General features: G+C 73.6%; 21 protein-coding genes. 9 read left to right on the plus strand and 12 right to left on the minus strand.

The window, feature by feature from the left end:
• Window positions 1-140: 140 nt before the first annotated feature.
• The 9 genes from ACZ4K2_RS25730 to ACZ4K2_RS25770 all read right to left on the minus strand — a co-directional run bounded on the left by ACZ4K2_RS25730 (window position 141) and on the right by ACZ4K2_RS25770 (window position 8247).
• A complete protein-coding gene (locus tag ACZ4K2_RS25730) occupies window positions 141-857 on the minus strand; it encodes an aminoacyl-tRNA hydrolase (RefSeq protein WP_467475900.1) in 717 nt (238 codons plus the stop codon).
• 164 nt (window positions 858-1021) lie between these two features.
• Window positions 1022-1204 (minus strand): hypothetical protein, encoded by a 183-nt coding sequence (locus ACZ4K2_RS25735; RefSeq protein WP_467475899.1) that lies wholly within the window; start codon window positions 1202-1204, stop codon window positions 1022-1024.
• A 29-nt stretch (window positions 1205-1233) separates the two neighbouring features.
• Window positions 1234-2109 carry a polysaccharide deacetylase family protein gene (locus tag ACZ4K2_RS25740; protein ID WP_467475898.1) on the minus strand — a complete coding sequence of 292 codons (876 nt, stop codon included), beginning with the start codon at window positions 2107-2109 and terminating at the stop codon, window positions 1234-1236.
• 156 nt (window positions 2110-2265) lie between these two features.
• The gene (locus ACZ4K2_RS25745; protein ID WP_467475897.1) at window positions 2266-3789 is read right to left on the minus strand and encodes an FAD-dependent oxidoreductase; all 1524 of its coding nucleotides are present in this window, start codon (window positions 3787-3789) and stop codon (window positions 2266-2268) included.
• Window positions 3790-3850: 61 nt separating this feature from the next.
• Window positions 3851-4720, minus strand: a complete 870-nt coding sequence (locus tag ACZ4K2_RS25750; RefSeq protein WP_467475896.1) for a PPK2 family polyphosphate kinase — start codon at window positions 4718-4720, stop codon at window positions 3851-3853.
• A gap of 53 nt (window positions 4721-4773) precedes the next feature.
• Entirely contained in the window at window positions 4774-5598 is an 825-nt protein-coding gene (locus ACZ4K2_RS25755; protein ID WP_467475895.1) for a slipin family protein, read from the minus strand.
• 106 nt (window positions 5599-5704) lie between these two features.
• The gene (locus ACZ4K2_RS25760) at window positions 5705-7195 is read right to left on the minus strand and encodes a SulP family inorganic anion transporter (protein ID WP_467475894.1); all 1491 of its coding nucleotides are present in this window, start codon (window positions 7193-7195) and stop codon (window positions 5705-5707) included.
• Window positions 7192-7770, minus strand: a complete 579-nt coding sequence (locus ACZ4K2_RS25765; RefSeq protein WP_467475893.1) for a carbonic anhydrase — start codon at window positions 7768-7770, stop codon at window positions 7192-7194. The genes ACZ4K2_RS25760 and ACZ4K2_RS25765 overlap by 4 nt, the downstream gene beginning before the upstream one ends.
• Before the next feature lie 81 nt (window positions 7771-7851).
• Entirely contained in the window at window positions 7852-8247 is a 396-nt protein-coding gene (locus tag ACZ4K2_RS25770; RefSeq protein WP_467475892.1) for a hypothetical protein, read from the minus strand.
• A 580-nt stretch (window positions 8248-8827) separates the two neighbouring features.
• Between ACZ4K2_RS25770 and ACZ4K2_RS25775 the strand changes: the two genes are divergently transcribed.
• Window positions 8828-9049, plus strand: a complete 222-nt coding sequence (locus ACZ4K2_RS25775) for a hypothetical protein (protein ID WP_467475891.1) — start codon at window positions 8828-8830, stop codon at window positions 9047-9049.
• A gap of 174 nt (window positions 9050-9223) precedes the next feature.
• Here ACZ4K2_RS25775 and ACZ4K2_RS25780 read toward each other — a convergent pair whose 3' ends face one another.
• From ACZ4K2_RS25780 to zapE, 3 genes are all read right to left on the minus strand, one after another.
• Window positions 9224-10300 (minus strand): response regulator, encoded by a 1077-nt coding sequence (locus ACZ4K2_RS25780; RefSeq protein ID WP_467475890.1) that lies wholly within the window; start codon window positions 10298-10300, stop codon window positions 9224-9226.
• Window positions 10293-10517: a hypothetical protein gene (locus ACZ4K2_RS25785; RefSeq protein ID WP_467475889.1), complete on the minus strand. Its 225-nt coding sequence runs from the start codon at window positions 10515-10517 to the stop codon at window positions 10293-10295. The genes ACZ4K2_RS25780 and ACZ4K2_RS25785 overlap by 8 nt, the downstream gene beginning before the upstream one ends.
• A 312-nt stretch (window positions 10518-10829) precedes the next feature.
• Window positions 10830-11945, minus strand: coding sequence for a cell division protein ZapE (zapE, locus tag ACZ4K2_RS25790; protein ID WP_467475888.1), 1116 nt, complete (start codon window positions 11943-11945; stop codon window positions 10830-10832).
• A 36-nt stretch (window positions 11946-11981) separates the two neighbouring features.
• Between zapE and ACZ4K2_RS25795 the strand changes: the two genes are divergently transcribed.
• The 8 genes from ACZ4K2_RS25795 to ACZ4K2_RS25830 all read left to right on the plus strand — a co-directional run bounded on the left by ACZ4K2_RS25795 (window position 11982) and on the right by ACZ4K2_RS25830 (window position 19251).
• Window positions 11982-12800 (plus strand): pyrimidine reductase family protein, encoded by an 819-nt coding sequence (locus tag ACZ4K2_RS25795; protein ID WP_467475887.1) that lies wholly within the window; start codon window positions 11982-11984, stop codon window positions 12798-12800.
• Between the two features lie 130 nt (window positions 12801-12930).
• Entirely contained in the window at window positions 12931-13404 is a 474-nt protein-coding gene (locus ACZ4K2_RS25800) for an indole-3-glycerol phosphate synthase (RefSeq protein ID WP_467475886.1), read from the plus strand.
• A gap of 224 nt (window positions 13405-13628) precedes the next feature.
• The gene (gene murC, locus ACZ4K2_RS25805) at window positions 13629-15023 is read left to right on the plus strand and encodes a UDP-N-acetylmuramate--L-alanine ligase (RefSeq protein ID WP_467475885.1); all 1395 of its coding nucleotides are present in this window, start codon (window positions 13629-13631) and stop codon (window positions 15021-15023) included.
• A gap of 15 nt (window positions 15024-15038) precedes the next feature.
• Window positions 15039-15446, plus strand: coding sequence for a peptide-methionine (R)-S-oxide reductase MsrB (gene msrB, locus ACZ4K2_RS25810; protein ID WP_467475884.1), 408 nt, complete (start codon window positions 15039-15041; stop codon window positions 15444-15446).
• 231 nt (window positions 15447-15677) lie between these two features.
• Entirely contained in the window at window positions 15678-16808 is a 1131-nt protein-coding gene (locus tag ACZ4K2_RS25815) for an ABC transporter ATP-binding protein (protein ID WP_467475883.1), read from the plus strand.
• Window positions 16805-17458 carry an ABC transporter permease gene (locus ACZ4K2_RS25820; RefSeq protein WP_467475882.1) on the plus strand — a complete coding sequence of 218 codons (654 nt, stop codon included), beginning with the start codon at window positions 16805-16807 and terminating at the stop codon, window positions 17456-17458. Before ACZ4K2_RS25815 ends, ACZ4K2_RS25820 begins: the two co-directional genes overlap by 4 nt.
• Window positions 17455-18123: an ABC transporter permease gene (locus ACZ4K2_RS25825; RefSeq protein WP_467475881.1), complete on the plus strand. Its 669-nt coding sequence runs from the start codon at window positions 17455-17457 to the stop codon at window positions 18121-18123. Before ACZ4K2_RS25820 ends, ACZ4K2_RS25825 begins: the two co-directional genes overlap by 4 nt.
• Window positions 18124-18291: 168 nt before the next feature.
• Window positions 18292-19251 carry an ABC transporter substrate-binding protein gene (locus ACZ4K2_RS25830; RefSeq protein WP_467475880.1) on the plus strand — a complete coding sequence of 320 codons (960 nt, stop codon included), beginning with the start codon at window positions 18292-18294 and terminating at the stop codon, window positions 19249-19251.
• Window positions 19252-19479 lie beyond the last annotated feature (228 nt).

The following is a 19479-nucleotide window of genomic DNA, read 5'->3' on the forward strand; positions in this document are numbered from 1 at the left end:
CCTCGGCCTGTGTCCCGCGCGTCGAGTGAGGGGGATATGGCCCCGGCGGACGGCGCCGAACCCCGCCGCGGCGCCTTCAGAGCAACATTTGAGGTTCGGCGCGGGCGCCGGTCACCGCTCGCGCACCGGGCCCGGGACGGTCAGCGCAGCGCCGGGTGGTCGGCGACGACCGTGCAGGAGCCCGGGGCGATCTCGGTGAAACCGGCGTCCCGCACCAGCGGCAGACCGCTGCCGGTGAGCCGGGCCCAGTCGGCGGGGGCCGCCGTGCGCACGGAGAGGGCGAAACCGGCGTCGCGCCACGCGGCGCGCTCTTCGCCGGACAGCGCCCACCAGGCGAGCTGGGCGCCGTGCCCGGCCTGCGCCATCGCCTTGCCGGCCGACATCCCCAGGTCCGGGTTGAGCCACAGCACGGGCTGCGCGGGGTTGGCGGCGGCGGGCGGCTCGGGGTCGTCCAGCTCGGTGCCCGACACCTGGAGCCTGGCCAGGTCCTTCGGCCAGCCGTCCAGCGGGATCGGCGGGAACACCCGCACCTGCGCGGACTTGCCGGTCACCGTGATCCCGGGCAGCGCCCCGGCGCGCCGCCACTCCGCTCCCCGGGCCCGTCGCACGACCTTGCGGATGCGGGCGTCCTCCCAGTCGCGCACCGCCTCGGCCCACTCCCCGTCGCCGTGCGCGCGCTCGTCACCGAGCAGCAGGAGCACGGCCCGTGCGGCCGTTTCCAGCGCGTCGGTGCGGGCGGGCGGCGCGCTCCGCTCGATCCGGACGACGAGCGGCAGCACGAACTGCGGCGCCTCGTCGCGCGGGTCGTGCCCGGGCTGGTCGGTGCTGTCACTGGCGGGTGCGGGAACGTGGCTCACGGGAGCCCAGCCTACGAAGCCGGGGCGGGACCCATCAACGCGCGGCCCGCGGCGCGAGCCCGGGAGACCAGGGTGGCGGGTGGGGGGAAGCGGCCGGCGGGTGGGGGGAAGCGGCCGGCGGGCGGGGCGGATGTGGGCGTCGGTCCCCGTCGGCCGGCCGGTGCTCAACCGGAGCAGGCGGTGCGCTGCGCCTCCTGCCACTCGCACCGGGGGCAGAGCGTGACGCCCTTGTACGACTCCGGGTACTCCGTCGGTTCCCGGCACAGCACGCACTCCGCGTAGGGCGGGCCATCGGCCCGGGCGGGCGGTACCGCGCCGGTGATCGTGCAGTAGTCCTCGTCGCTCATGCGTCCAGCGTAGGACGGGCGGTACCGGATCAGGCGTGTCCGCGGGTCTCGCCGATCAGCTCGGAGACCTTCACGAACCGGTAGCCGCGCTTGCGCAGCTCGGGCACGACCGCGCGGACGACCCGCTCGGTGGTCGGCGCGGCGCTGCGGGTGCAGTGCATGACCACCACCGAGCCGGGCCGTACGCCGTCGAGCACCTGCCGGGTCACCGCGTCGGCGTCCGTGGCGAACGCGTCACCGCTCACCACGTCCCACTGCACCGCGGTCACCCCGAGCCCGCCGAGTTCGCGCAGCGCCCGCTGGTCGTAGCAGCCGCCGGGGAAGCGGAAGTAGGGCATCGGGTGCGCCACCCCGGCGGCCCGGAGCGAGGTGTACGCCCGCTGGACCTCGGCCCGCATGGCGCCCTGGTCGACGGTCGGCAGGCCGTAGCAGTCGGCGGTGAACGCGTAGTGGCTCCAGGAGTGGTTGGCCACCTCGAACCGCGGGTCCCGGCCCAGGTCGCGGGCCTCGGCGGGGTACTGGTCGGCCCACGCGCCGGTCATGAAGACGGTCGCCGGCACCTTCAGCGTGCGCAGGGCGTCGATCAGCCCGGGATTGTCGAAGTGCTCGCCGGAGGCGGCGCGCGGCCCCTGGTCGGCGGTCATGTCGGCGTCGAAGGTGAACGCGACCGTCTTGCCCAGGGTGCGCGGGCCGTGTTCGAAGACCGGGGTGAGTCCGCCGGGGCCCGGCGTGAGCACGGGCGGACGCGTGGCGGACGGCGTGGCGGAGGGCGTGGCGGAGGGCGAGGGGGGCATGGGGGGCCCGGCGGCCCGGGGGGCGGGGCCGGCGGTCCCGCAGGCGGTGAGCGCCGCGCCCAGGGCGCAGACGGCGCAGACGGCGGTGATACGGCGTGCTGTTGGGATCACCCTGACACCGTAGGGCGATTAATATGCTTATCGGTAAATATGAACGACAGAGGGGTGATCTGTTCACCCGCGCGGCGGCTCTCCCGTCCCGCGGCCGGACGGGACCGCGCGCCCGCTCCGGCGCACCGGGGACCGTGCCCCCGCACGCCCCGTCCGTCAGTCCGGATCGCGCCGCTCCAGCGGTTCGACCGCCGGGCCCTGGATCACCTCGCCGTCGACAGTGAAGCGCGAGCCGTGGCACGGGCACTCCCAGGCGCGTTCGGCCCGGTTGAAGGCGACCAGGCAGCCCAGGTGGGTGCAGCGGGCGGACACGGCGTGCAGGACGCCCTCCTCGTCGCGGTGCACGGCGACCCGGTCGGTGCCGGACCGCACCAGCGCGCCGTCGCCGGGCGCCAGGTCGTCCGCCGAGGCCGGGGGCCGCAGCCGGTCGCCGACGAAGTGCCGGGCCACCTCCGCCTGTGTCTTCAGCAGCGAAGGCGCCTCGCGCAGCACCGACTTCAGCCGCCGCGGGTCGTACAGCTCGCGCCAGGCGCTGTCCCGGCCGGTGATCAGCGCGGTCAGCAGCAGCCCGGCCATGATGCCGCCGCTCAGGCCCCAGCCGCCGAAACCGGTCGCGACGTACGTGTGCCGGGCGCCGGGGTGGAACGGGCCGACCAGCGGCACGGTGTCGGTGGACTCGTTGTCCTGGGTGGCCCACGCGTGGTCCAGGGACACCCCGGGGAAGTGCGTCCCGGCCCAGGCGGCCAGCCGGTCGAGGCCGGCCCGCGGATCGCCGGTGCCGGGCGTGAAGTGCTCCCCGGTCACCACGAGCATCCGCCGCCCGTCCGGCCCGAGGGGCGCGGTGCGCACCGAGCGGGTGTTCTCCTCCGGCGTGATGTACATGCCGGACGGGTCGGGGCCGTCGCCCAGCGGGCCGGCGACGACAAGTTCCCGGCGGGGGGAGAGCCGGGTGAACAGCAGCGCCCGGTCGAACACCGGGTAGTGGGTGGCGAGCACGACGTCCCGGGCGGTCACCGTGGCGCCCGACGCGGTCGTCAGCCGGCACGGCCCGGCCTCGGCCAGACCGGTGACCCGGGTCCCCTCGTACACCTGCCCGCCGCGCGCGACCAGGTCGGCGGTGAGCGCCCGCAGGTACTTGACCGGGTGGAACTGCGCCTGCCCGGTCACCCGTACCGCGCCCGCCACCGGGAACGGCAGGCCGGTCTCCGTGGTGAACACCGCGGGCAGCCCCGCCTCCCGCGCGGCCTCCGCCTCCGCCCGGACCTCCTCGGCCCGGTCCCGGTCGCGGACGTAGGTGTAGGCGTCCCGGGTCTCCCACTCGCAGTCGATGCCCAGTTCCGCCACCAGCGCCGCCGCGTGCTCGATCGCCTCCGTCTGCGACCGGGCGTACAGCCGCGCGCCCCGTGGGCCCCGGGTGCGCCGCAGCCGGTCGTAGACGAGGGTGTGCTGGGCGGTCAGCTTCGCGGTGGTGTGGCCGGTGACGCCGGCCGCCACCCGGCCGGCCTCCAGCACCGCGACCCGCAGCCCGGCGCGGGCCAGCTCGTGGGCGGTGCTCAGCCCGGCGATGCCGGCGCCGACGACGGCCACGTCCACGTCGAGGTCCGTGTCCAGGGGCGGGTGGGCCGGTCCGGGGGCGGTCCGCAGCCAGTACGAATCGGTGACCTTCGGGTGCTCGGGCATGCCTGCCGGGTACCCAGGCCGGCGGGGCCCACGTGCGGCGGCCGCCCGGCCCCGCTCCGCCTCACGCCTGCTTCAGCAGCCGCTCGCGGCACTCCGCCAGGTCGAAGCCGGGCTCCGGGTACCGCGGGTCCAGCTCCCGCAGCGCCTCCAGCAGCAGCCGGCCGACGGCCCAGTTCCGGTACCACTTGCGGTCCGCCGGGATCACGTACCAGGGCGCGTACGGGGCGGAGCAGCGCTCCAGGGCGAGTTCGTACGCCTCCTGGTAGGCGGGCCACAGGGCCCGGTCGTCGATGTCGCCCGGGGTGAACTTCCACTGCTTGTCGGGCCGGTCGAGCCTGCGCAGCAGGCGGCGCTTCTGCTCCTCGGGGGAGATGTGCAGGAAGCACTTGACGAGGGTCACGCCGTCCTCGGCCAGCTCCCGTTCGAAGTCGTCGATCAGACCGTGGCGGCTGCCGATCTCGGCGGGCGGGGCGAGGTGGCGGACCCGGGCGATCAGGACGTCCTCGTAGTGGGAGCGGTCGAAGATGCCGATCTCGCCCGGCCCCGGCAGGGCCCGCCGCACCCGCCACAGGAAGTCGTGCTCCCGCTCTTCCTCGGTGGGCGCCTTGAAGGCGTGGACGCGGCAGCCGGACGGGTTGAGCCGGCCGATGACGTGCTTGACCGTGCCGCCCTTGCCGCTGGTGTCCATGCCCTGGAGGACGAGCAGGACCCGGCGGCGGTCGCCCGCGGTGCCCGCCGCCCACAGCCGCTCCTGGAGCCGGGCCAGCCGGCGGCCCGTGCGTTCGGTGTCCGCCAGGACCGCCGCCTTGCCGCCCGGGGCGCCGGGCGTGGCGCGGGCGTCGTGCCCGGCGAGATCGACCCGTCCGCCCGGCGGGAGGCGCAGCAGCTCCCCCAGTGGCGCGTCCTTCTTCCCGGCGGGGTGCTTCGGCACGGGCTCTCCTTCCGTCCGGCTCGGGCGTTGCTGCCGTACGGGTGCCCGGTGCGCTAACCGGGATGCGGACCGCCGTTGGTGTGCGGCTCGGGCTGCGGCCGCAGGTCGGGCTCCGGCGACTGCGCGCCGCGCTCCAGGAAGTGCAGCAGTTCCACCGGGATCGGCAGCACCAGGGTGGAGTTCTTCTCGGCCGCCACCGCCATCACCGTCTGGAGCAGCCGGAGCTGGAGCGCGGCCGGGGTGCCCGACATCTGCTGGGCGGCCTCGGCGAGCTTCCTGGACGCCTGGAGTTCGGCGTCGGCGTTGATGATCCGGGCCCGGCGCTCGCGGTCCGCCTCCGCCTGGCGGGCCATCGACCGCTTCATCGTGTCCGGCAGGGAGACGTCCTTGATCTCCACCCGGTCGACCTGGATGCCCCAGCCCACGGCCGGGCTGTCGATCATCAGCTCCAGGCCCTGGTTGAGCTTCTCGCGGTTGGACAGCAGGTCGTCGAGGTCGCTCTTGCCGATGATCGACCGCAGGGAGGTCTGCGCCATCTGCGACACCGCGAACTTGTAGTCCTCCACCTTCAGCAGGGCGCTCGCCGCGTCGATCACGCGGAAGTAGACCACCGCGTCCACCCGGACGGTGACGTTGTCGCGGGTGATGCCCTCCTGGGCCGGGATCGGCAGCGTCACGATCTGCATGTTGACCTTCTGCAACCGGTCCACGAAGGGAATGATCAGGTTGAAGCCCGGCGGCCGGGTGTCCCCGGCGACCCGGCCGAGCCGGAACAGCACACCCCGTTCGTACTGCTTGACCACGCGCGCGGCCGCCGCCAGGTACACCAGTCCCGCGGAGCCCGCCACCGCCACGGCCACCAGTAGGTTCTCGACCATGGTGACCTCCTCGTCCAGAGGTCCGTTATGTCCGCATCTGTAACGATAGGCCCGCGGGGCCGGGATTCCGAGAGGTCTCGGCGCCCCGGCCCCGCGGGAGGGGTGGTCAGGCGGCCGTGCGCAGCCGCACCGGCTCCGTGCCCGCCGCGCTGTGCCGCGCGGCCCAGTTCTCCAGTGCCGTCCGGCAGGCGTGGTCCAGGTGGTGCAGCCCCGACGCGTCGAGCCGGACCGGGCGGTCCCGGGGCAGCGACTCCAGGCCGTCCAGCATCTTCGGCAGGCGCAGGAAGGTCGCGTTGCCCGACAGGTGGGCCTCGATCGGGCCGGCGCCGCGGTCCACGACCTCCAGCCGCACGTGCGAGGCCTCCCAGGCGCTCTTCACCACCGCCAGCGCCAGACCGACGAGCACGCCCTCGAACATGCCGACGGCGACGATGGAGACGGCCGTCGCGGCGAGGACCAGCGCCTCCCCGCGGTGCTCGCGCCACAGCGCGGCCAGCGCCCGCACCGGGACGAGCTTGGCCCCGGCGTGGATCAGGACGCCGGCGAGGGCGGGGACCGGGAGGTGGGCGAGCGCGCCGGGCAGCAGGGCCGCGAACAGCAGCAGCCAGCCGCCGTGCAGCACCCGGGAGGCCCTCGTCCGGGCGCCGGCCTGGACGTTGGCCGCGCTGCGCACGATCACCGCGGTCATCGGCAGGGCGCCCAGCAGGCCGCACACCGTGTTGCCGGCGCCCTGCGCGATCAGCTCCTGGTTGTACCGGGTGCGCGGCCCGGAGTGCATCCGGTCCACGGCGGCCGCGCTGAACAGGGACTCGGCGGAGGCGATCAGGGTAAAGGCGGCCACCGTGCCCAGCAGGCCGATGCCGGCCTGCTCGGTGAAGGCGCTCAACGGCGGCGGCTGCACGGAGCCGAGCAGGCCCCGCACCTCCACCATCGCCACCGGCAGGTCCAGCACGAACGCGGCCAGCGCGGCGAGCCCGACCGCGGCGAGCGGTCCGGGCACCGCCCGTGCCCTCACCGGGGCGAGCCGCCACAGCAGCAGCACCGCGACCGTGCCCGCGCACACCGCGAGCGAGGCCAGGGCGGCGCTGTCGCCCAGGGCGTCCCGGAACGCGCCCGGCAGTCCGGCGATCTTGGCCGGACCGGAGCCGGGTGCCCGCGCCGCAAGAGCCGGGTAGAGCTGCCCGGCGATGATCACCAGGCCGATGCCGGCCAGCATGCCCTCCACGACGGAGATCGAGATGGCCCGGAAGTAGCGGCCGAGCCGCAGCAGGCCCATGGCCACCTGGAGGAGCCCGGTGAGGAGGACGATCACACCGAGCGCCGGCAGCCCGAACTCGTCCACCGCCTCGAAGACGAGCACGGTCAGGCCGGCGGCCGGCCCCGACACCTGGAGGCTGCTGCCGCGCATCAGCCCGGTGACGAGGCCGCCCACGATGCCGGTGACCAGGCCGAGTTCGGCCGGCACGCCGGAGGCGACGGCCACGCCCACACACAGCGGCAGCGCGACCAGGAAGACGACGAGGGAGGCGGCGAAGTCCTGCCGCAGGTACGGGAAACGGGATATGGGGGCGCGACCGCCGGCCGCCGGCGGGCTCACAGGGCCTCGAAGGTGTCGGTCCGCGGGCGGTGCGCCCGTACGGCACCCGTGTGCACCTCGTAGTACCAGGCGTGCAGGGCCAGCCGGCCCTCCGCCAGCCGCCGCTCGACACAGGGGTACGAGCGCAGCCGCAGCAGCTGGGTCAGGACGTGGCTGCGCACGCCCTCGGCGACCTCCGGGTCCTCCGCCGTACCGGACGGCCGCGGTGTGGCGTGCGCCAGCCAGTCGCGGACGGCGGGTACGGCGGTCAGGTCGTCGCCGCGCACCAGCGCGCCGACGGCGCCGCAGTGCGAGTGGCCGCAGACGACGACGTCGCGCACGCCGAGCACCTCCACGGCGTACTCGATGGTGGCGGCCTCTCCGGAGGGGTGTCCGGAGGCGTAGGGCGGGACGATGTTGCCCGCGGTGCGCAGCTCGAACAGCTCGCCGGGGCGGGCGCCCGTGATCAGGGCCGGGACGACCCGGGAATCGGAGCAGGTGATGAACAGCACCTGCGGTGACTGGCCCTCGGCGAGCCCGGCGAACCGCTCGGGGCGCTGTCCGAAGGCGCGGGCATGGTCGATGAGTGGCTGCATCGTGTGGTTCCTCCTGGCGCGCCTGCCCGGCGCGTCGGATGTGCACGGTGAGGGGTGGGAGGCGGGGGAGCGGTCCGGCGCTCAGCAGCGGAAGACCTGAAGTGCCGCCGGGGTGTGGGACCGTGACGGTCTCGGGGCGTGGCGGCGCGGGGCGCCGGCGGGTTCCGCCGGTCCGGCCCCGGCCGCCCGGCCGGATATCAGAGGGGAGCCCCCGGCCCCGTGGTGGGCCGGTCCGCGATGCCGGTCGCGGGCGTGCGGCACGCCCAGGGGCGCTCCCGTGCGGCCGGGGGCCCGTACCGTCTCCGACCCGTCGCGCGACGACAGCGCGGAGGGGGTGGTTCCGGTCTCGGTCTTGGCCATGGCCTGACCGAAAGTGTGCGCGGGTGCGAAGGTTCCCGTGGGAGCGAAGAGCTGGAGCGCGAGCAGGGCCGCGCCGAGGAGGGCGAGCAGGGTACGGGCCGTCTTACCTCGGAACATGGGCCCCCCTCCACTGTGCTCACGCGTCACGTACGCACCAAGCGATGGTCAACTGTTGGTCAAGAAACACGTTAGCGTCGCGCGGCCCTTTGCAGGGCCGACGGAGCCGCATGCGCGCAAGAGAGCGTGAAAAAAGCGGGTGGCGTGGCGCGAACCCGCCCTTGCCGGGGGTCGGCCGCCCGGCCTGTCGGCGGCCGGGCGAAAGCGTCCGGGCGGTTCCGTCCGGATCCGCGGGGCCGTCGGTGCGGGTGGGTAAGGGGGGTTGACGCGCACCTCCTCGTGCGGACGGCCGCTACGGCCCGCCGGTCGAGGAGCCGCGGGGGACCGTGTTCCGGCCCCGGCCCTCCACCGGCGGACCCGCCGTCCGGAAGTCCGCCTCCACGGTTCCCGTCGGCGGCCACCCCCCGGCGGGCGGACCGCGGACCACCGCCCGGCCGGTGCCGCGACGGCGACTTCCGGCCGAATTGATTTGGTCTCGACCATTGCTCTCCGGCCGAACCGTGCAGGAAGCTGCTCACCACACACCGGATCATCACTACCGGAGTGCTTGCCCCCGGATGAGGAAGGCAGCAACACACCCATGCGCAAACCCATTTCGACCCTGAGCCTGACCGGCCTGCTGGCCGCGGCCGCCCTGCTGCTCGCCCCGTCCGCCCAAGCCGCCGGGCTGGTCTACGTCGGCATGTACCCGAGCGCCGCCGCCTGCGACGCGGCCGGCAAGGACTACGTGGCCCGCGGCCAGGCGCTCGGCTACTTCTGTGACACCACCCCGACCGTCGCCCGCCTGTCCGTCTGGCGCTGACCCGCCGCACCGCCGGGCGCCGGCCCGTTTCGGCACCCGGCCGGCCCGGTAGACGTCCGGTCGGGCGGGCCGTCCGGGCCGGCCGTATCCGTCACGGTCCGGGCCGCGAGGAGCCGCCCGGTCCCGCGCCCTCCCCGCGGACGGGACCCGGCGGCGCCACGCCCGCGCGAGGTCCTACTGGCCGTGTCGCTCCAGGTAGATGGAGGTGAACACCGCGACCTTGGCGCGCAGGGCCCATGGGTCGAAGGGCTTGCTGATGTAGTCCACGGCGCCGGCGGCGTATCCGCGCGCCGAGTGCTCGGACTCGGTGCCCATGGCCGTGAGGAAGATGATGGGGACGTCCCGGGTCCTCGGACGGCGTTTGATGTGCGCGCAGGTCTCGTAGCCGTCCATCTCCGGCATCTGTACGTCCATGATGATGACGGCGAAGTCGTCGTGGTCGAGCAGCGCCTTGAGGGCCTCCCGGCCCGAGGAGACGGTGACGAGTTCCTGGTCCAGGGTGGCCAGGACCGCGGTCATGGCCAGGAGGTTGTCCGGCTGATCGTCGACGACGAGGATCCTGGGCATGCTCTGCTGTCCCGTCGGCAGCACGGCCGTGGGCGCCTTCTCGACCGCGTCCAACTGCCGTTCGAGCAGGTCGCAGCGGCCTTCCGCCGCGGCGCGCTGAGCCTGCGCCTCCCGCAGCGCCGCTCCCAGGCGCTCGACCTCCCGTTCGAGCGCGTCGCGTTCCTGGACGAGGCCGTAGATGTCCGGATGCGCCTCCGCGAGCTCGTCGGCTCGTCTCTGCTCCGCGAGGCGGTCGGCCTCCAGCTGGTTCAGGCGCGTCTCCAGGTCGGCGATGCGCTGGGTCCGGTCCAGGAGCGCGTCGCCCAGGACGTCACCGCGGACGCTGGACCGCCTGGAGACGTGGTCGGCATCGGCCAGTTGCCGCTCCAGGATCTCCACCGCGTGTTCGGGCGGCGAGGAGGCGTCCACAGCCGAGCCGTAGAGGCCTCGCACCAGCTCGATGGCCTCGGTGGTCACCGCGGTCCCGCGATGTTCGGCGACATCGGTGAACAGGTCGCTGATGACGTGCCACGGAGGTAACCGGGTGCCGTTCAGGTAGCGCGAGACCGCGCCCGGATCGAGCCGGCGCCGGGCGGCGTACCGGCGAACGGACACCTCAAGACTCTCGAACAACTCGCGCAACGCCATGGCCAGTGCGCGCGAGGCGCCGTTGAGGTCGTCGCCCAGCGGCCGCAGTTCACCCATTGCCCTCTCCCTCGGCCGTGCGGGCACCCGCGGACGCCGGCCGCTGAGCACCGGTGTCCTCGGAGGCGATGATGCCGTTGAAGAAGGGCACTGCCAGCCCCGTGGCGCCGAGGCCCGCCAGCAGGCTGTGCGCCACGCCTTCCCCGCCTACGGCCGCCAGCCCGCCCGCCCCCGCGCCGGCGAGCAGCGCCAGCAGAAGGACCAGGGCCGATCTCATTGACAGCAGAGGACGGTCCACCGGGCTCTCCCCTCATCCAACCCGCCACGGCAGGGCGGGACTTGTCCTTTGTCCGGCTGATTGCGGACGAGGGACCAGAATGGATGAGGCCGCAGGTGTTGCGGTCCGCGTTTCACAAGCGGAGCAGTACCGGCCGTCCGTTGCGGGGGTGTTGCGGCCGCGCCTGCCGGGAAACGGACTGGTCGAGGGCTCGGCGGGGCGGCGTACCGCTGAAACGTTGCTCTGCAACGCTGCCGACCCCCGGCAACGCCCGGCGTCCCGGCGGTCGGGACGGTCTGCCGGGCAGCACTCTCACGACATGCCGTAGGCGCCGACGAGGCCCTTCGCGTCGCGGGCCAGTGCGGTGAGCCGGGATATCGCGCGGAAGTACTTCTTGCGGTAGCCGCCGTTCAGCATCTCCTCGCTGAACAGCCGGTCGAACGGCAGCCCCGAGGCCAGGACCGGGACCTCGCGGTCGTAGAGCCGGTCGGCGAGGACCACCAGCCGCAGCGCCGTCGACTGGTCCGGCACGGGCCGCACGCCGGTCAGGCACACCGCCCGCACCCCGTCGGTCAGCGCCCCGTACCGGCTCGGGTGCACCTTGGCGAGGTGGTCCAGCAGGTGCGCGAAGTCGTCCAGGGAGGCGCCCTCGGTGGCGAACGCCGTCTTCATGACCTCCTCGTCGGAGAAGGGCGCCGGGGCCTCGGGCAGACCGCGGTGGCGGTAGTCCTCGCCGTCGATGCGCAGGGCGCGGAAGTGGGCGGACAGGCCCTGGATCTCGCGCAGGAAGTCGGCGGCGGCGAAGCGGCCCTCGCCCAGCTTGCCGGGCAGGGTGTTGGAGGTGGCGGCGAGCGCCACACCCGCCTCGACCAGCTTGCCGAGCAGCGTCGACACGAGGACCGTGTCGCCCGGGTCGTCCAGTTCGAACTCGTCGATGCACAGCAGGCGGTGGCCGCCGAGCGTCTGCACGGTCTGCTGGAAACCGAGCGCCCCGACCAGGTTGGTCAGCTCCACGAACGTGCCGAACGCCTTGAGCGAGGGCTCGGCCGGGGTGGCGTGCCACAGGGAGGCGAGCAGGTGGGTCTTGCCGACGCCGTAGCCGCCGTCGAGGTAGACGCCCCGGGGACCGGCCGGGGTCTTCGGGGCCTTGGGCCGGCCGAGGCCGAGGAAACCGCGTTTCCCGCCGCCGGCGGCGTGCGCGCCGCCGAGCCCGGCCGCGAAGCCGTCCAGCACCCGGACCGCCTCGGACTGGCTGGGCTGGTTCGGGTCCGGGATGTAGGTGGCGAAGCGGACCGAGTCGAAGCGGGGCGGCGGCACCATCTCGGCGACCAGCCGGTCCGCGGGGACGTGCGGCTCGCGGGCACACAGGGACAGGGGGCCCGCGTCCGGCACGGAGCCGGATCCGGGGGCGGCGGTGGAGGACGACACAGTTCTCCATGCTAAGCGCCGTGTCACACTGCACGGATGCGACGCCTCTTCCCTGTGACCGAAGAAACAGCAGCCCAGCCCCCCGCGGAGGCCGGACGGGGCGCCGGGGCCACGGCCGTCGAGGACCGGGAGTGGGACCTCGCCGAGCTGGCCGCCGCCTACGCCTACCCGGAGCCCGCGCCGGGCGCCCCCCGGCCGTGGCTGCGGGCCAACATGGTCTCCTCCCTCGACGGCGCCGCCCAGCACGAGGGCCGCTCGCAGCCCATCTCCAGCGCCGCCGACATGCGGATCTTCGGCACGCTGCGGGCGCTCGCGGACGTAATCGTGGTCGGCGCCGAGACGGTACGGCAGGAGGGGTACCGCCCGGCCCGGGTGCGCGCGGAGTTCGCCGGTGCGCGCGCGGCCGCCGACCAGGCGCCGGTCCCGGCGATCGCGATCGTCACCGCGAGCCTGGAGCTCGACTTCACGCTGCCCCTGTTCGCCTCGCCCGCGGTGCCGACGCTGGTCCTGACGGGGGCCGCCGCCGCCCCCGACCGGGTCGCCGCCGCCGAGAAGGCCGGCGCCCGGGTGGTGATCGCGGGGGAGGGCATGGGCGTGGAGCCCGCGCGCGCCGTCCAGGCCCTCGCCGACCTCGGCCACACGCGGCTGCTCACCGAGGGCGGACCCCGGCTGCTCGGGCAGCTGATCGCGGCCGAGGTGCTGGACGAGCTGTGCCTGACCGTGTCGCCGACACTCACCGCCGGGAGCGCGCAGCGCATCGCCGGGGGGCCGTCGGTCGCCGTTCCGCACCGGTTCTCCCTCGCGTCCCTGCTGGAGGAGGACGGATTCCTGTTCGGCCGTTACCGTCGGTCCTGAGCTGAGCGGAACATTCCGTTCCGTTCTGGTGTCCGGTGATCGGACCCGGTCCGGCAGTACCCGTGCGATCACGGGGAAGGATGGTTTCCGCAGGGGCCCGTCCGGGCCCTCTAAGGAGAAGAGGCGCCTGGTGTTCACAAGCGTTCTGATGATCGAGAAGGCCCTGACGTCGGCCGACGTGGAGTTCGTCACCACCTTGCACGGTGAGGAACCCGTCTTCTTCCACGTGCTGCTCCAGCCGCGCGGCAACCAGGCGGACCGGCTGCTGCGGGCCATCGACGACATCGCGCTCGGCGAACTCGACGAGGCGGTCCGCGAAGGGGAGACCCCGGAGGGCACCGAGGCGCGGACCGTGGGGGAGCAGGCCCTCGACGTCTCGCTCCAGGCGCTGCGCGCCGCGGGCAGCGAGGCCGAGGGACGGCTGATCGAGGACCACCCGCTGGACGCGCTGAAGGCGCTGGTGGGCGAGGTGGCCGCCGACGAGGTGATCGTGCTGACCGACCCGCACTACGTGGAGGAGTTCTTCCACCGCGACTGGGCCTCCCGGGCCCGGCACAAGGTGGGCGTACCGGTACTGAAGCTCTTCTCACACAGCAAGGAGTAGGAGGAGGACGACGGCACGCCCGGGCCGGGGCGGTGCGGGCCGGTGCGCACCGGATCGGGCCGGCGGATCGGGCCGGACCCGGGGGCGCCGACTCCGCGCCCCCGGCGTCCCCGTCCCGGCCACACCCCCCGGCGTTCCGTTCGTGGTCCCTGCGAGGAGGGCGGGGGGTGAGCGCATAGGCTAGGGGCCGCTCAGCCCCGTACCGGAGATCTTGGGAGAAATGCATGGCACCCGGCCTTCCTACCGCCATGGACCGACCGCACTTCATCGGCATCGGCGGCGCCGGGATGTCGGGTATCGCCAAGATCCTCGCCCAGCGCGGGGCGCGGGTCGCCGGCAGTGACGCCAAGGACTCGGCGACCGCCGAGGCGCTGCGGGCGCTCGGCGCCACCGTCCACATCGGGCACGCCGCCGGGCACCTCGCCGACGACGCGAGCTGTGTCGTGGTGTCCTCGGCGATCCGCGAGGACAACCCGGAGCTGGCCCGCGCCGGCGAGCTGGGCATCCCGGTCGTGCACCGCTCGGACGCGCTCGCCGCGCTGATGGAGGGGCTGCGCCCGATCGCCGTGGCCGGTACCCACGGCAAGACCACCACCACCTCCATGCTGGCGGTCTCCCTGGGCGAGCTGGGCCTGCGGCCGTCGTACGCCATCGGCGGCGACCTGGACGCGCCCGGCTCCAACGCGCTGCACGGCGAAGGCGAGATCTTCGTCGCGGAGGCCGACGAATCGGACCGCAGCTTCCACAAGTACGCGCCCGAGGTCGCCATCGTCCTCAACGTCGAACTCGACCACCACGCCAATTACGCCTCCATGGGCGAGATCTACGAGTCCTTCGAGACGTTCGTGGACCGCGTCACCGAGGGCGGCACCCTGGTCGTCTCCGCCGACCACGACGGCGCCCGGGAGCTGACCCGGCGCGTGCGCGCGTCGAGCGCGGTGCGGGTGGTCACCTACGGCGAGGCCGAGGACGCCGACGTCCGCGTCCTGTCGATCGTCCCGCAGGGGCTGCGCAGCCGGGTCACCGCCGTGCTGGACGGACGGGAGCTGTCCTTCGGGGTGTCCGTGCCCGGCCGGCACTACGCGCTCAACGCGGTCGCCGCGCTCACCGCCGGCGCCGCCCTCGGCATCCCGGCCGCGGAGCTGGCGCCCGCGCTCGCCGCCTACACCGGCGTCAAGCGCCGCCTCCAGCTCAAGGGCGAGGCCGCGGGCGTCCAGGTGATCGACTCCTACGCCCACCACCCCACCGAGATGACGGCCGACCTGGAGGCCATGCGCGCCGCCGCCGGTGACGCCCGCATCCTCGTCGTCTTCCAGCCGCACCTCTTCTCCCGCACCCAGGAGCTGGGCAAGGAGATGGGACAGGCGCTGGCCCTCGCCGACGCCTCGGTGGTCCTGGACATCTACCCGGCCCGTGAGGACCCGATCCCGGGCGTCACCAGCGAGCTGATCATCGAGGCCGCGCGCGCGGCCGGCGCCGACGTGACCGCCGTACCCGACCGGACGGAGATCCCGGAGGCCGTCGCGGGAATGGCGAAGCCCGGTGATCTCGTTCTCACCATGGGCGCGGGCGACGTGACCGACCTGGGCCCGCTGATCCTGGAACGCCTGTCGCAGTAAAGGGGCTGAGAACTGATGTCGTACGACGTCGAGAAGCCGGACGAGCAGTGGCGCGCGGAGCTGAACCCGGCCGAGTACGCCGTGCTGCGCCAGGCCGCCACCGAGCCGGCCTACACCGGTGAGTACACGGACACCAAGACCGAGGGCGTGTACTCCTGCCGCGCCTGCGGTGCCGACCTGTTCACCTCCACCACCAAGTTCGAGTCGCACTGCGGCTGGCCGTCCTTCTTCGACCCGAAGGACACGGACGCGGTGGAGCTGGTGGAGGACCGTTCCCACGGCATGGTCCGTACCGAGGTGCGGTGCGCCCGGTGCGGCTCCCACCTCGGGCACGTGTTCGCGGGGGAGGGGTACCCGACCCCGACCGACCAGCGGTACTGCATCAACTCCGTCTCCCTCCGGCTGACCCCAGCGGAGGGCTGACCCCGCGGACGGCCGACCCCCGCCGAGGACCGAGCCGACGGGCCGCTCCGGCCGCACGCCACCCGTGCGTGCCGCCGGCGCGGCCCCCGGGCGGTCGGGGGCGGGCCACGGTGCCCGGCCGCAGGGGCGGGCGCGCGGCGTGACGCTGCCTCCACGGCGCCGACACACTCCCGGTCTAGACTCTCGACGCAGCAGGCCAGGATCGGTCGGACCCGAAGGGCACGCGACGTTTTGATACGGATAGATGCAGTCACCAAGAGGTATCCGGACGGCACGGTCGCGGTCGACCGGCTGTCGCTGGAGATACCGGACCGCGCGATAACCGTCCTCGTCGGGCCCTCCGGCTGCGGCAAGACGACGACGCTGCGGATGATCAACCGGATGGTCGAGCCCAGCGAGGGGAGCATCCTCCTCGACGGCCGGGACATCCGGCAGCAGCCCGTCAACACCCTGCGCCGGTCGATGGGCTACGTCATCCAGAACGCCGGCCTCTTCCAGCACCGCACCATCCTCGACAACATCGCCACCGTGCCCCGCCTGCTCGGGACGCCCAAGCGCCAGGCCCGGGAGCGCGCCGCCGAGCTGATGGAACGGGTCGGGCTCGACTCCGCGCTCGCCAAGCGGTACCCGTACCAGCTATCCGGCGGCCAGCAGCAGCGCGTCGGCGTGGCCCGCGCACTCGCCGCCGACCCGCCGGTGCTGCTGATGGACGAGCCGTTCTCCGCCGTCGACCCCGTCGTGCGCAAGGGACTCCAGGTCGAACTCCTGCGCATCCAGGACGAGCTGGGCAAGACCATCGTCTTCGTCACGCACGACATCGACGAGGCGATCAAGCTGGGCACGAAGGTCGCCGTGCTGCGCACCGGCGGGCGGCTCGCCCAGTTCGCCCCGCCCGCCGACCTGCTCAGCGCCCCCGCCGACTCCTTCGTGGAGGACTTCCTCGGCGCGGACCGCGGCATCCGCAGGCTGTCCTTCTTCCCCGCCGACGGGCTGGAGTTGCAGACCGCGCCCGTGGTCCCGGCCGACGCGGACGCGAGCCGGATCGCCGCCGCGGCCCCGGCCCCCTACCTCCTCGTCACCGACCCCGACGGCAGACCGCTCGGCTGGAGCGAACCGGACCGGTTCACCGCGGGCGCCGTCGACCGGGACCGGCTCCTCGACCACGGGCGGCCCTTCGTGCCCGGCACCGATTCGCTGCGCACCGCGCTCGACGGCGCCGTGCTCTCGCCGACCGGCTGGGCGGTCGCGGTGGACGGCCAGGGGCGCGCGGTCGGCGTCGTCTCCCAGCAGGTCATCGGCGAGGCGATCCGGGACGCCCACGGCCGGGTGGCGGAGCAGGCGGACGCGAAGGCCGGGCGATGAACGGCTTCTTCGACCTGCCGAGCGACCTCCAGCACAGCTGGCTCGGCCTCGTCGGGCTGCATCTGCGCGAGGCGCTGATCCCGGTGCTGGCCGGGCTGCTCGTCTCGCTGCCGGTGGCCCAGCTGTGCGTGCGGTGGCGCTGGATCTACCCGCCCGTCCTCGGCATCACCACCGTGTTCTACGCCATCCCGTCGCTGGCCTTCTTCGTCGTCCTCATCGACTACTTCGGCCAGAGCGAGACGACCGTCATGATCCCGCTCGCGCTCTACAGCCTGGTGGTGCTGGTGCCGGCGATCGTGGACGGCGTCCGCTCGGTGCCGCCGGAGACCCTGGCCGCGGCCCAGGCCATGGGCTTCGGCGCGGTGCGCCGCTACTTCCAGGTCCAGTTGCCCATCGCCGTGCCGGCCATCATCGCCGGCCTGCGGGTCGCGACCGTGTCCAGCATCTCCCTGGTCAGCGTCGGCATGCTGATCGGCAACCAGGGGGCCCTCGGCAACATGCTCTACGACGCCCAGACCTACCACCGGCCCGCCCTGGCCGTGAACTCGGTGCTGACCATCGCGGTGCTGGGCATCCTCGCCGACGCCGCGCTGGTCCTCGTACGCCTGCTCCTCACCCCCTGGATGCCCCGGAAGGGGGCCCGCCGGTGAACGTCCTGGACTTCGCGCACGCCTTCTTCAGCGACAGCGCGCACTGGCACGGCTACGACGGCATCCCCACCCGGTTCGCCGAGCACGTCCGGTACTCGCTGGAGGCGCTGCTGATCGCCGCGGCGATCGGGCTGCCCGTGGGCCTGCTCACCGGGCACTACGGCCGCGGCGGCAACACCCTCGCCCTCCTCGCCACCGCCGGCCGGGCGCTGCCCAGCTTCGGGCTGCTGGTGCTGATGTTCCTCTGGATCGGCTTCGGCCTGCTGCCGGTGATGATCCCGCTGGTGGTGCTCGCCGTACCGCCGATCCTGGTCACCACCTACGAGGCGGTCCGCTCCGTCGACCCCTCCCCGGTGGACGCGGCCCGCGGCATGGGGATGCCCGAGGCGCGCGTGCTGTTCCAGGTGGAGGTGCCGGTCGCACTGCCGCTGATCCTCTCCGGCCTGCGCACGGCGGCCATCCAGATCGTCTCCACCGCCACCATCGCCGCCTACGTCAGCCTCGGCGGCCTCGGCCGGTACATCATCGACGGCCTCTACCAGAAGGACTACGAGAAGGTCGTCGGCGGCGCCACCCTGGTCGCCGGCCTGGCCCTCGCCACCCTGGCCCTGTTCTGGGCGGCGGCCCGGCTCACGGTCTCACCGGGCGTCCGGCGCGGCGGCTGAGGCCGTGGGCCGCCGCGGACCGGTGCCGGACCCCGGCCCGCGGCGGCGCCGTTCACGGGCGTACGGACGGGAGAGGACTGCTGCCTGTACGCAAGTGATCACAGATCGAAGCCGATTGGTGATCTCCTGCACTTGACTGACCGAGAAGCGGCTGGCTTGGATCGTCTGGTGACTTCAACGACCCACATCAGCAGGCACATCCGGAAGAGCCGCAGCGCGGCGGTGGTCGCCCTCGCGGCGGCGACGGCGCTGCTGGCGGGCTGTTCCTCCGACGACGGCACGTCCGGCAACCCCCTCACCGAGGGCAAGGCGAGCGGCGACAGCGTCGTCGTCGGGTCCAACAACTTCCCCGAGAGCACCCTGCTCGCCGACATCTACGGCGAGGCGCTCAAGGCCAAGGGGATCAAGGTCACGTACAAGCCGAACATCGGCAGCCGCGAGACCACCTACGGCCTGATCAAGAACGGCGCCATCTCGGTGATGCCCGAGTACAACGGCGCGCTGCTGGCCTACCTCGACCAGAAGGCCGCCCCGAAGACCCTCGACGAGACCACCAAGGCCGTCACCGCCAAGCTGGACCCCAAGCTCACGCTGCTGGACCCGTCGCAGGCCCAGTCCAAGGACTCGGTCACGGTCAACGCGGCGACCGCGAAGAAGTACCACCTCACGGAGAAGTCCTCCATCAGCGACCTGAAGGACATCGCGGGGGACCTGGTCATCGGCGCCTCCCCGGAGTTCCAGGCCCGGCGGCAGGGCCTGGAGGGCCTGAAGTCCGTCTACGGCCTGGAGTTCAAGTCGTTCAAGGCGCTCGACGCGGGCGGCCCGCTCACGCTGGCGGCGCTGAAGAAGGACGCGGTGCAGGTCGCGGACATCTTCACCACGGACTCGAACATCAAGACGGAGAAGTTCGTCGTCCTCCAGGACCCGGAGAACCTGTTCGGCTTCGAGAACGTCCAGCCGCTCGCCTACAAGGGCGCGCTGTCCGAGAAGGGCGTGGCCGCGCTGAACGCCGTGTCCGCCAAGCTCGACACCCAGACCCTGCTGGACCTGGACACCCAGGTGCAGGCGGAGAACAAGGACCCGCTGGACGTCGCCCAGGCCTGGCTGAAGTCCGCCGGTCTCGGCTGACGGACCGCCCGCGGGGGCGGCGCACCGGCCGGCGCGGGCGCCCCCGGGATCCGGGGGCGCCCCGTCCGCGTGCGCGAGGCGCGGACGGGGACACGGCCGGGACAGCCGGGCACGTCCCCGTCCCCGTTGCGCCCTAGCCTCCCCGTTTCGCTTCGCGTGGCTGAGCTGGTCGGATCGCGGTGAAGTGGTGGTTTCGGTTGCTCGTGGCCGGGTGGGCATGGCCGGGGC

It is taken from the genome of Streptomyces sp. NPDC025833, assembly GCF_055558055.1.

Bases quoted from the DNA above. Each gene is read 5' to 3' on its own strand.
- ACZ4K2_RS25735 (WP_467475899.1), bottom strand. From the start codon at position 1,204: ATGAGCGACGAGGACTACTGCACGATCACCGGCGCGGTACCGCCCGCC.
- ACZ4K2_RS25745 (WP_467475897.1), bottom strand. From the start codon at position 3,789: ATGCCCGAGCACCCGAAGGTCACCGATTCGTACTGGCTGCGGACCGCC.
- ACZ4K2_RS25755 (WP_467475895.1), bottom strand. From the start codon at position 5,598: ATGGTCGAGAACCTACTGGTGGCCGTGGCGGTGGCGGGCTCCGCGGGA.
- ACZ4K2_RS25765 (WP_467475893.1), bottom strand. From the start codon at position 7,770: ATGCAGCCACTCATCGACCATGCCCGCGCCTTCGGACAGCGCCCCGAG.
- ACZ4K2_RS25770 (WP_467475892.1), bottom strand. From the start codon at position 8,247: ATGTTCCGAGGTAAGACGGCCCGTACCCTGCTCGCCCTCCTCGGCGCG.
- ACZ4K2_RS25775 (WP_467475891.1), top strand. From the start codon at position 8,828: ATGCGCAAACCCATTTCGACCCTGAGCCTGACCGGCCTGCTGGCCGCG.
- ACZ4K2_RS25780 (WP_467475890.1), bottom strand. From the start codon at position 10,300: ATGGGTGAACTGCGGCCGCTGGGCGACGACCTCAACGGCGCCTCGCGC.
- ACZ4K2_RS25785 (WP_467475889.1), bottom strand. From the start codon at position 10,517: ATGAGATCGGCCCTGGTCCTTCTGCTGGCGCTGCTCGCCGGCGCGGGG.
- ACZ4K2_RS25795 (WP_467475887.1), top strand. From the start codon at position 11,982: ATGCGACGCCTCTTCCCTGTGACCGAAGAAACAGCAGCCCAGCCCCCC.
- murC (WP_467475885.1), top strand. From the start codon at position 13,629: ATGGCACCCGGCCTTCCTACCGCCATGGACCGACCGCACTTCATCGGC.
- msrB (WP_467475884.1), top strand. From the start codon at position 15,039: ATGTCGTACGACGTCGAGAAGCCGGACGAGCAGTGGCGCGCGGAGCTG.
- ACZ4K2_RS25820 (WP_467475882.1), top strand. From the start codon at position 16,805: ATGAACGGCTTCTTCGACCTGCCGAGCGACCTCCAGCACAGCTGGCTC.